This is a genomic window from Clostridium sp. 1001270J_160509_D11 (assembly GCF_015667935.1).
Lineage (GTDB): Bacteria > Bacillota > Clostridia > Peptostreptococcales > Peptostreptococcaceae > Intestinibacter.
This window is the reverse complement of record NZ_JADPET010000106.1, coordinates 1-10,253: the sequence shown is the minus strand read 5'-3', so window position 1 is coordinate 10,253 and position 10,253 is coordinate 1. Positions and strand designations below refer to the sequence as shown.

Sequence of the window (10,253 nt, the reverse complement as noted above, 5' to 3'; positions counted from 1 at the left end):
TGGCATTTGCAGGTATGTTCTGCATGAATGAAACTCCATTCGAACATGTTTTAATACATGGATTAGTTAGAGACTCTTTACAATTTAAAATTAGAAATCAAGCAATATTTAGAATCTAAGGGAGTAGAATGTGTAGATTATGGTACAAATAATGCTGAAGAATCTGTAGATTATCCTATCTATGGACAAAAAGTTGCAGAGGCAGTTGTAGCAAAAGATGTTGATTATGGAATATTATGTTGTGGAACGGGGATAGGAATATCACTAGCAGCAAATAAAGTTCCAGGAATAAGATGCGCAGTAGTATCAGATACATTCTCTGCAAAAATGTCAAAAGCTCATAATAATGCTAATATGCTATCTTTAGGTGAAAGGGTATTAGGCAAAGGTTTGGCTTTAGAGATAGTTGAGGCATGGATAAATACAGAATTTGAAGGTGACAGACACCAAAGAAGAGTAGATTTACTTGGTGACATAGAAAAGAAATATAATAAATAATAAACTTATAGGAATTATAAGAAATAGAACAAGCTAAAAATATAATTAAAATACAATAATCTAGGAGGTAAATGATGAGCAAAGTAATAGTTACAGATCATCCATTAATACAACATAAGTTAACTCTTATGAGAAAGACGACAACAGGATCAAAAGATTTTAGACAGTTATTAACAGAGATATCGATGTTAATGGGTTATGAGGTAACAAGAAATTTACCGTTAGAAGACACAGAAATAGAAACACCTATCGTAAAAACAAAATCTAAAGTTATATCAGGTAAAAAATTAGGAATAGTACCTATATTAAGAGCTGGTTTAGGAATGGTAGAAGGATTCGTAACATTAGTTCCATCTGCAAGAGTAGGTCACGTTGGACTATATAGAGATCCAGAAACTTTAAAACCAGTTGAATACTACTGTAAATTACCACAAGATATAGAAGAAAGAGAAATGATAGTTGTAGACCCAATGCTTGCAACAGGTGGTTCTGCTATAGCTGCTATAGACGTATTAAAAGAAAGAGGAGCAAAAAACATAAAATTAGTTAATTTAGTTGCAGCTCCAGAAGGTATAGCAGAAGTACAAAAATATCATGATGATGTAGATATATATGTTGCATCAATTGATGAAAAGTTAAATGATCATGGATATATAGTGCCAGGATTAGGTGACGCAGGAGATAGAATATTCGGAACAAAATAATAAGGGGGATCTATAGAAATATAGGTCCTTCAAAATTGGAAATTGGCTGAATATTTTGTATACATAATTGCGCACAATAGAAAATAGACACATTAGCGAAATGTGTCTATAAAATGGAAAAATAATGAATAAAATTAGCGAAATTCATAGAAAATATTTGAAAAATTTTAATAGTATGATAAAATAAATAAATAATTTTAATTAAATTTATTTATCAATTTAAAAGCATAGTTATGTAGTAAATATGTGAATTGTAGCTATATTTTAATAAATTAAAAAGGTGTGTTTATATCATGAAAAACAGAAGTGTATTTAGCATAGCAGCAGAAATGCTATCTTTGATAAGTCAGCTTGGAATAATCGTATTAGTTTGTATATTTGGATGTTTCTTTGTAGGAAAATTCATAGATTCCAAACTAAATACTGAGCCAATATTTACAATTATATTTTTAGTATTGGGAGTTGCAAGTGGATTTAACTCTGTATATAGATATCTTCGCAAATACACAAAAGGGAAGTGATTAGATGGATGTCAAAGTAGCAAAAGAGGTCAAAGCTGTTACAGCTGGAGTTCCTATATTTGATGTTGTGGCTGTTATCTTATTAATGGTAATATCACAATTTAGTATTCCTATGCTTATGGGAATAATATTTGGGAGCATTATAGCTGTTTTAAACTTTAGGCTGTTAGCGCTGACATTAGAAAAAGCAGTAAATCTACCACCAGGAAAGGCACAAGCATATACTGGCGTTAGATATATGATAAGGCTTACAATAACCGCTGCGGCACTTATTGTATCTATTAAGAATCCTAATTTACATATAATAGGTACTGCAATAGGATTAATAAGTACTCAAGTTGTTATATTTATAAAAACATTTATAGTTTCAAAATTTAAGAGAAAGGAGGTATAGGTTGTGAAATACGCACAATGGATTATTACATTTTCAAATGGTTTCCGTATAAGTGAGACTGTAGTTACGAGCTGGATAATCATGGCGTTCTTAATAATAGCATCATATTTCCTAACTAGAAATTTAAAGTTAATCCCAACTAGTAAAGTACAAATTATGTTGGAATATGCAGTTGTTACGCTTAAAAATTTAGTTGAGAGCAATATGGGTAAAGATATATTTAAGAAAATGCCTAATATGTTCTACTATATAGGATCATTATTTTTATTCTTCGTATGCTCGAACTTAATTGGACTAGTTGGATTTAAATCTCCGACAACAGACGTCGACACAACACTTGGATGGGCATTACTTACTGTATTTTTAATTTATTTCGAAGGTATGAAGTCAAAGGGACTTGCATATTGGAAAGGTCTGTTAGAACCAGTTCCATTCTTATTACCTTTAAATATAGTCAGTGAGATAGCAACTCCAATATCACTTACATTCCGTCCATTCGGTAATATATTAGGTGGTACTGTAATTATGGGACTTCTTTATCAGTTATTAGCATTTATATCAACACTAATACCTGGTGTATCAATTCCATTCTTACAATTAGTAATACCAGTGCCTTTACATCTATATTTTGACTTGTTCTCAGGTTGTCTACAAGCCTTTATATTTGTAATGTTAACAATGGTATTTATTTCAAATGCAACAGAGTAGTAAGCTAAATTTAAAATTTTAAAATTTAAAACAAAAAATAAAAACAAAAAGAAAATAAAATTATATCTTTCAAGGAGGAATTTATTATGGAACAAGCATTAATGGTATTAGGATCTGCTATAGGAGCAGGAATAGCGGTTTGCTCAGGTATAGGTTCAGGTATAGGACAAGGATACGCAGCTGGGAAAGGTGCAGAAGCAGTTGGGAACCAACCAGAAGCTAAAGGAGATATAATCTCTACAATGTTACTTGGGGCTGCAGTTGCAGAATCTACAGGTATATATGGTCTAGTTATATCTATAATCCTTTTATTCGCAAATCCATGGGTATAAAAAATCAAATAAAAATATTTTCAAATTTACAATTGGGAGGTGTTTGGTCATCTCCTAAATGTAAGTTTTAGGATTTGTCAAGAGGAGGAATAGTTATGGATTTTAAACCGGTTGTAACCATATCATGGGAATTATTATTCCAGATTATAAATACAGTTATACTATTCTTAGTATTGAAAAAAGTATTATTCAAGCCAGTTCTAAACATAATTGAACAAAGAGAAAATATGATTCAAGATGATTTAGCTGCTGGGGCAAAAGCTAAGAATGAAGGTATAGCTTTAAGAAAAGAATATGAAGAAAAAGTTAGCTTAGCGAAAGAAGAAGGTAAAGAGATAATAAAACAAGCTACTGCTAGAGCTGAACAAAAATCTAACCAAATAATCGCAGATGCACAAGCTGAAGCATCTTCATTAAAATCAAAAGCAACAAAAGAAATTGCTCAAGAAAAAGAACAAGCTATTGCTGAAATCAGAAATGATATATCAGATATAGCTATACTAGCAGCATCAAAAGTATTAGAAGAAGATATAGATAAATCTAAACATGAAGATTTAATCGAAAAATTTATAAAAGAGGTAGGGGAAGCTGAATGATAGATGTAATAGCTAACAGATACGCTGAAGCTCTATTTCAAATAGGTGAAGAAGAAAATAAAACTGATAACCTATATAATGAACTAAAAGAAGTATCTTCTCTAATAACTACAAATAACGAATTAAACAATGTTATGAAGTCTCCATTAGTATCAAAAAAGGAAAAAATCCAATTAATTGATACTTTATTTGCTGGAAAAATAGACAATGATTTAAAAAACTTTTTAAAAATATTAATTGAAAAAGGTAGAATAACATCTATAAGTGCAATAGAGGCAACATATAAAGGACTGTTAAATGAAAAGAACAATATCTTAGAAGGATATGTAATCAGTGCAGTTCAAATGGATAACGAGAAAATCAAAGAGCTTGAGACAGAGCTTTCTAAAAAATATAATAAAAATGTTACTTTAGAAAATAAAGTTGATAAGAATGTATTAGGTGGAGTTTTAGTAAGACTTGGTAATACGGAAATAGACGGAACAATAAGAACTCGTTTAAATGGATTAAAAAATCAACTTTCACAAGTAATTTAGTAGGAGGGCGGTGAACCCATGAACTTAAGACCTGAAGAAATCAGTTCTATAATTAAACAACAAATAAAGAACTATGATAATAAAATAGAATTAACAGATACAGGAAGTGTCCTAAAAGTTGGGGATGGTATAGCTACAGTCTATGGATTAGAAAATGTTATGTCAAGTGAATTACTTGAGTTCCCAGGTGAAGTATTTGGGATGGCACTTAACTTAGAAGAAGATGTTGTTGGGGCCGTTTTATTCGGTGATGACAGCGGAATCAAAGAAGGAGACATAGTAAAAAGAACTGGAAGAATAGTAGAAGTTCCAGTTGGTGAAGCTATGATAGGTAGAGTTGTAAGTCCACTTGGTTTACCTATAGATGGTAAAGGACCTATAAACACTAACAAAACTAGACCAGTTGAAACTCCAGCACCTGGTATAATGGCAAGAAAATCAGTTTTTGAACCATTACAAACAGGTATAAAATCAATTGACTCAATGATACCAATCGGTAGAGGTCAAAGGGAGCTTATAATCGGAGATAGACAAACTGGTAAAACTTCTATAGCAATAGATACTATACTAAACCAAAAAGGTAAAGATGTTATATGTATATATGTTGCAATAGGACAAAAACGTTCAACAGTAGCACAATTAGTTACTAGATTAGAAAATGGTGGAGCAATGGATTACACAATAGTTGTTTCTGCAACAGCTTCAGAATCTGCACCACTTCAATACTTAGCACCATATGCAGGAGCTGCAATGGGTGAAGAATTCATGTACAATGGAAAACACGTTCTAATAATATATGATGATTTAAGTAAACAAGCAGTTGCTTACAGAGAAATGTCATTATTACTTAGAAGACCACCAGGCCGTGAAGCATACCCAGGGGATGTTTTCTATCTACATTCAAGATTATTAGAAAGAGCAGCTAAATTATCTGACGAATTAGGCGGAGGATCAATGACTGCTTTACCAATAATAGAAACTCAAGCAGGTGACGTTTCTGCATATATACCAACAAACGTTATATCAATCACTGACGGACAAATATACTTACAACCAGAATTATTCTACTCAGGTGTAAGACCAGCAGTTGACCCTGGTATATCAGTATCAAGAGTTGGTGGTAGTGCACAAATAAAATCAATGAAAAAAGTTTCAGGTACATTAAAACTTGCTTACTCTCAATATAGAGAGCTTGCATCATTCTCTCAATTCGGTTCTGACTTAGATGCTGATACTAAGAGAAGACTTGCTCAAGGTGAAAGAATCGTTGAAGTATTAAAACAAGGCGAAAATGCACCTCTTCATGTTAGTAACCAAGTTATGATAATATTTGCTGTTACAAATGGATTTGTAGATGATATCCCAGTTAGTGAATTATCTAGATTTGAATCTGAATTATTTAAATTCGTAGATGCAAATTATCCTGAATTAAGTGAAAAAATACTAGCAAATAAGGATTTCACAACTGATTTAACTGCAGCAATAAATGAATTCAAAAAGACATTTGTTGTTGAAGCTTAAGAATCCTTTTTAAAAAGGAGGTAAACTAATTGGCAGGCGCTGGAATTAAAGAGATTAAAAACCGTATAGGCAGTGTTCAAAGTACAAAACAAGTTACAAAAGCTATGGAATTAGTTTCTTCATCAAAAATGAGAAAAGCTAAGGATAGAGCTTTAGCTAGTAGACCATACTTTAATACAATGTATGAAACGGTTAAAGATATAGCTTCTAACACAAGAGGTGTTAGAGACCCATTCTTAAAACAAAGAGAAGTAAAAAATAAATGTTATATCGTAATAGCTGGAGATAGAGGTCTAGCTGGAGGATATAACTCAAATATATTCAAACTTACAACTGCTCATATGGATGGAAAACAAGAAAAAGTTATGACAGTAGGTAAGAAAGCAACGGAATTTTTCCAAAAAAGAGGCTATGATATATTAGCCGCTGAAGAAAGTGTTGAAAAATGTGATTATGATAGCACATTAGCACTTGCTAATCAAGCAATGGATTTATATAAAAAAGGTGAAATAGATGAATTATATATCTGTTATACAGAGTTTATATCACCTCTAACTCAAACTCCTAAATTAATGAAGGTTTTACCATTAGCTTTCGATAAAGAAGAAGGAAAATCAAAAGATAATTCAGGAAGTAGAGCTAGGGTTCAATATTTACCATCACCAGAAGCAGTTTTAAGCTACCTAATACCTAAATATGTATCAGGTGTAGTTTATGATGGTGTAATAGAATCTTTTGCATCAGAACAATCAGCAAGAAGAAATGCTATGAAGTCGGCTTCAGACAATGCAGATGAAATGCTTTCTACTCTAGAATTAAGTTACAATAGAGCAAGACAAAGTGCGGTTACTCAAGAAATAACAGAAATCGTAGGTGGAGTTGAAGCTCTAAAATAAGGAGGTTAGGAAATGGCCAACGTAGGTAAAATAGTATCAATCGTAGGGGTTGTACTAGATGTTAAATTTGAAAATGAACAAAGCCTACCTAACTTATTAAACGCATTAGTTATAAAGTTAGGGGATCAAGAAATAGTTGCTGAAGTTGCACAACATATCGGTGATGATACAGTTAGATGTATAGCGATGAGTGCTACTGACGGACTAGTTAGAGGTATGGAAGTTATAGATACAGGTAAACCAATAGCGGTTCCTGTTGGAAATAAAACTTTAGGAAGAATATTCAATGTTCTTGGTGAACCAGTTGATGGATTTGAAGCACCAAAAGATGCTCCAAGAGATCCAATACATAGAGCTGCACCAGAATTTAATGAAATAGCAGGTAGTGCTGAAATACTTGAAACAGGTATAAAAGTAGTTGACTTATTAGCTCCTTACTTAAAAGGTGGTAAAATCGGTCTATTCGGTGGTGCCGGAGTTGGTAAAACAGTTCTTATACAAGAGCTTATAAACAACGTAGCTAAACAACACGGTGGTATATCAGTATTCTCAGGTGTTGGAGAAAGAACAAGAGAAGGTAATGACTTATACTTCGAAATGAAAGAGTCTGGAGTTTTAAATAAAACAGCTCTAGTATTCGGACAAATGAATGAGCCACCTGGGGCAAGAATGAGAGTTGCATTAAGTGGTCTTACTATGGCTGAATATTTCAGAGATAAAGAAAACCAAGACGTGTTATTATTCATAGATAATATATTCCGTTTCACACAAGCAGGTTCAGAAGTTTCTGCACTTCTAGGACGTATGCCATCAGCAGTTGGTTACCAACCAACACTTGCTACTGAAATGGGTGCATTACAAGAAAGAATAACATCAACAAAACAAGGGTCAATCACATCAGTTCAAGCAGTATATGTACCTGCCGATGACTTAACTGACCCAGCACCAGCTACAACATTCACTCACTTAGATGCAAAAACAGTTCTTTCAAGATCTATAGCATCATTAGGTATATACCCAGCAGTTGATCCACTTGAATCAACTTCAAGAGTACTTGACCCTAATATAGTAGGTGAAGAGCATTATGCAGTTGCCAGAGGAGTACAATCTATACTTCAAAGATATAAAGAATTACAAGATATAATCGCTATACTTGGTATGGATGAACTTGGTGACGAAGATAAATTAATCGTTGCTCGTGCTAGAAAAATACAAAGATTCTTATCTCAACCATTTACAGTTGGTGAACAATTTACAGGTATACCTGGTAAATACGTTCCAGTAAAAGAAACTATAAGAGGTTTCAAAGAAATATTAGAAGGTAAACATGATGATTTACCAGAGTCTGCTTTCTTATTCGTAGGAAGTATAGATGAAGCAGTTGAGAAAGGAAAGGAGAATTAGTCTATGGCAAACCAATTTGCATTAGAAATAGTAACTCCTGAAAATATCTTTTACAACGATCAAGTTGAAATGGTAATAATGAGAACTACAAAAGGCGATAGAGCTATTTTAAAAGACCATATACCATTTGTAGCAGGATTAGTTGAAGGACAATTAAGAATAAAAAAAGATGGTAAATTTAAAGAAGGAAGAATTTCTGGAGGATTTATCACTGTTACTAAAGAAAAAACTACTATATTAACTGAATCAGCATCATGGGATAATGGAGCTGCAAAAGAAACTATATAGTAAAACATAAATAAAAGAGGAGTTATCTAGAATAGTTTAATACTAAAAAGATAACTCCTTTTTATTTACTTGCTTACTGATTTATCAGCTGATAATTCACATGAATCGTCTATTTCACAGTATGAATCTTTTGATTTATAATTAGATAATTTTATATATTTATATGATTCTGCAAATATTGCGCCTCCAATGATACAAATTGCACCTATTATTTGTATAAATGATAATCTCTCACTCAACAAAAGCGCTGAAAATAATAATGCAGATAGTGGTTCTAAATAACCACAAATAGCAACACTTCCAGCAGAAAGTTCTTTTATAGCTGAAAAATATAGACAACATCCAATGCCTGTATTTACAATTCCTAAAAATAAAACAGGGAATATATTTTGCATAAGATTTGGAATATAAGGTCCTTGTTTTATTGTTAAGTATATACCAACTGTAATTAAACATGAGATAAGTTGTATTAAAGTATATTCAATTCCAGATACAACTTTAACTTGTTTTGCAAATATAATTAATATACTATAAGTTAATGCTGCAAATATACCACAGACTAATCCAAATGACAGACCCGCATTTGAGCATTGGTTACCATTTGTAAGGATCATTCCTATAAAAATAACTACAGAACCTAATATCTTATAAATATTTAAACTCTCTTTAAAAACAAAAGGTGACAATAATATTATAATTATCGGACCACAATAATAAGTTAAAGTCGCTAAGCTAACACCAATTTCTGCATATGCTTGGTATAAAAATATCCAAGAGACTCCAGTTGTTACTCCTAGAGCTACTAAATATAAAAAATCCTTTTTATTTTCTAATACTTCTAATTTACGTTTAGATAACAGGAATACACATAAAAGAAATATACTAGCGATTAGCGTTCTTAAAAATACTATTTCATAGCTATTTAAATGAATATAGCTTGCAACAATTCCATTTGAACCCAAAATAAATAATGCTGATATATATTTTAGATATGATTTTTTCATTTTTAGTTATACACTTATCATTAAAGTGTATAAGAATTCACCGCCTTTTTTATTTAATTGTAGATATTATAAATTTAAAAAGGTTGCGCAACCAATTAGTTTGTTTTCGTTGAAAACTCTTTAATTATAGTATATCATTGGTTTATAAATTACAAAAACGAATATTTATCATGTTAAACATTACAAAAACAGATTTAAAAGGTGGGAAATATGTATAGATACGAATATACAAAAATATATGGCTTTTGTTAAAACTATTGAATATGGAAGTTTTACAAAAGCAGCAGAAATACTTAATTATTCACAATCTGGAATAAGTAGAATGATTAGTGATTTAGAAAAAGAATGGAATATATTACTTCTTGAACGCAGCAAATCAGGTGTTGAATTAACTTCAGAAGGGTTGAATTAATGGAAGATGAGCTAATGGTTGTTTTACCAGAAAATCATAAATTGGCTGACAAAGAATATTTTCCAATAAAAGAATTATCAAATTATCCGTTTATGTTATTAGAAAAGGGAGTAAAAATGGAAATTACGGAGATATTTGAAAAGTATAATATTACACCGGATATACATTTTACTACATTAGATGATTATGTGATAATGTCTATGGTTGAAAATGGTTTGGGAATAAGTATATTACCAAGACTAATTTTGCAACGAAATCCATATAAAATTACAGCAAAACGATTAGAAGTAGCTACTTATAGAAATATAGGGCTAGCATATAGAAATAAAAAAAGTTTGTCATTAGCTGTTAAAAAATTTTTGGATGACAAGGTTTTAGCATTTAATGATATAAACCCTGTTGCACCATATCACATTTTAGTAATACCTAAAAAACACTA

13 protein-coding genes and 2 pseudogenes are annotated in these 10,253 nt (G+C 31.5%); 14 read left to right on the top strand and 1 reads right to left on the bottom strand.

Going from position 1 to position 10,253, the window contains the following annotated elements; genetic code table 11:
- Positions 1 to 81 precede the first annotated feature (81 nt).
- From rpiB to I4U58_RS09935, 12 genes and pseudogenes are all read left to right on the top strand, one after another.
- Positions 82 to 498: pseudogene (gene rpiB, locus I4U58_RS09990) on the top strand (ribose 5-phosphate isomerase B); the annotation flags it as partial.
- Positions 499 to 572: 74 nt separating this feature from the next.
- Complete coding sequence (gene upp, locus I4U58_RS09985) at positions 573 to 1,202, top strand: uracil phosphoribosyltransferase (protein WP_195931157.1); 630 nt, start codon at positions 573 to 575, stop codon at positions 1,200 to 1,202.
- Between the two features lie 293 nt (positions 1,203 to 1,495).
- Positions 1,496 to 1,723: an AtpZ/AtpI family protein gene (locus I4U58_RS09980; RefSeq protein WP_195931156.1), complete on the top strand. Its 228-nt coding sequence runs from the start codon at positions 1,496 to 1,498 to the stop codon at positions 1,721 to 1,723.
- Between the two features lie 4 nt (positions 1,724 to 1,727).
- Entirely contained in the window at positions 1,728 to 2,117 is a 390-nt protein-coding gene (locus I4U58_RS09975; protein ID WP_195931155.1) for an ATP synthase subunit I, read from the top strand.
- Positions 2,118 to 2,120: 3 nt separating this feature from the next.
- A complete protein-coding gene (gene atpB, locus I4U58_RS09970; protein WP_195931154.1) occupies positions 2,121 to 2,825 on the top strand; it encodes a F0F1 ATP synthase subunit A in 705 nt (234 codons plus the stop codon).
- Positions 2,826 to 2,911: 86 nt separating this feature from the next.
- Entirely contained in the window at positions 2,912 to 3,157 is a 246-nt protein-coding gene (gene atpE / locus I4U58_RS09965) for an ATP synthase F0 subunit C (RefSeq protein ID WP_007287638.1), read from the top strand.
- Positions 3,158 to 3,252: 95 nt separating this feature from the next.
- Entirely contained in the window at positions 3,253 to 3,753 is a 501-nt protein-coding gene (atpF, locus tag I4U58_RS09960; RefSeq protein ID WP_195931153.1) for a F0F1 ATP synthase subunit B, read from the top strand.
- Positions 3,750 to 4,289: a F0F1 ATP synthase subunit delta gene (locus tag I4U58_RS09955; protein ID WP_195931152.1), complete on the top strand. Its 540-nt coding sequence runs from the start codon at positions 3,750 to 3,752 to the stop codon at positions 4,287 to 4,289. The genes atpF and I4U58_RS09955 overlap by 4 nt, the downstream gene beginning before the upstream one ends.
- Positions 4,290 to 4,307: 18 nt before the next feature.
- A complete protein-coding gene (gene atpA / locus I4U58_RS09950; RefSeq protein WP_195931151.1) occupies positions 4,308 to 5,810 on the top strand; it encodes a F0F1 ATP synthase subunit alpha in 1,503 nt (500 codons plus the stop codon).
- A 29-nt stretch (positions 5,811 to 5,839) separates the two neighbouring features.
- Positions 5,840 to 6,706, top strand: coding sequence for an ATP synthase F1 subunit gamma (gene atpG / locus I4U58_RS09945; RefSeq protein ID WP_195931150.1), 867 nt, complete (start codon positions 5,840 to 5,842; stop codon positions 6,704 to 6,706).
- A 12-nt stretch (positions 6,707 to 6,718) separates the two neighbouring features.
- Positions 6,719 to 8,110, top strand: coding sequence for a F0F1 ATP synthase subunit beta (gene atpD, locus I4U58_RS09940; RefSeq protein WP_195931149.1), 1,392 nt, complete (start codon positions 6,719 to 6,721; stop codon positions 8,108 to 8,110).
- A 3-nt stretch (positions 8,111 to 8,113) separates the two neighbouring features.
- Entirely contained in the window at positions 8,114 to 8,398 is a 285-nt protein-coding gene (locus I4U58_RS09935) for a hypothetical protein (protein WP_195931148.1), read from the top strand.
- A gap of 65 nt (positions 8,399 to 8,463) precedes the next feature.
- Here the strand turns inward: I4U58_RS09935 and I4U58_RS09930 are convergent, their stop codons facing one another.
- Positions 8,464 to 9,402, bottom strand: coding sequence for a DMT family transporter (locus tag I4U58_RS09930; protein ID WP_195931147.1), 939 nt, complete (start codon positions 9,400 to 9,402; stop codon positions 8,464 to 8,466).
- A 214-nt stretch (positions 9,403 to 9,616) separates the two neighbouring features.
- Between I4U58_RS09930 and I4U58_RS14150 the strand changes: the two are divergent.
- Positions 9,617 to 10,179 (top strand): annotated as a pseudogene (locus tag I4U58_RS14150) (LysR family transcriptional regulator); the annotation flags it as partial.
- On the top strand, positions 10,174 to 10,253 hold an 80-nt coding region (locus I4U58_RS14325), incomplete at its 3' end, for an HIT domain-containing protein (protein WP_347708176.1). The pseudogene I4U58_RS14150 and the gene I4U58_RS14325, both read left to right, overlap by 6 nt.

What these genes read in the sequence shown, in the direction of transcription:
- upp (WP_195931157.1), top strand. Translation starts at nt 573, where the DNA reads ATGAGCAAAGTAATAGTTACAGATCATCCATTAATACAACATAAGTTA.
- I4U58_RS09980 (WP_195931156.1), top strand. Translation starts at nt 1,496, where the DNA reads ATGAAAAACAGAAGTGTATTTAGCATAGCAGCAGAAATGCTATCTTTG.
- I4U58_RS09975 (WP_195931155.1), top strand. Translation starts at nt 1,728, where the DNA reads ATGGATGTCAAAGTAGCAAAAGAGGTCAAAGCTGTTACAGCTGGAGTT.
- atpE (WP_007287638.1), top strand. Translation starts at nt 2,912, where the DNA reads ATGGAACAAGCATTAATGGTATTAGGATCTGCTATAGGAGCAGGAATA.
- atpF (WP_195931153.1), top strand. Translation starts at nt 3,253, where the DNA reads ATGGATTTTAAACCGGTTGTAACCATATCATGGGAATTATTATTCCAG.
- I4U58_RS09955 (WP_195931152.1), top strand. Translation starts at nt 3,750, where the DNA reads ATGATAGATGTAATAGCTAACAGATACGCTGAAGCTCTATTTCAAATA.
- atpA (WP_195931151.1), top strand. Translation starts at nt 4,308, where the DNA reads ATGAACTTAAGACCTGAAGAAATCAGTTCTATAATTAAACAACAAATA.
- atpD (WP_195931149.1), top strand. Translation starts at nt 6,719, where the DNA reads ATGGCCAACGTAGGTAAAATAGTATCAATCGTAGGGGTTGTACTAGAT.
- I4U58_RS09935 (WP_195931148.1), top strand. Translation starts at nt 8,114, where the DNA reads ATGGCAAACCAATTTGCATTAGAAATAGTAACTCCTGAAAATATCTTT.
- I4U58_RS09930 (WP_195931147.1), bottom strand. Translation starts at nt 9,402, where the DNA reads ATGAAAAAATCATATCTAAAATATATATCAGCATTATTTATTTTGGGT.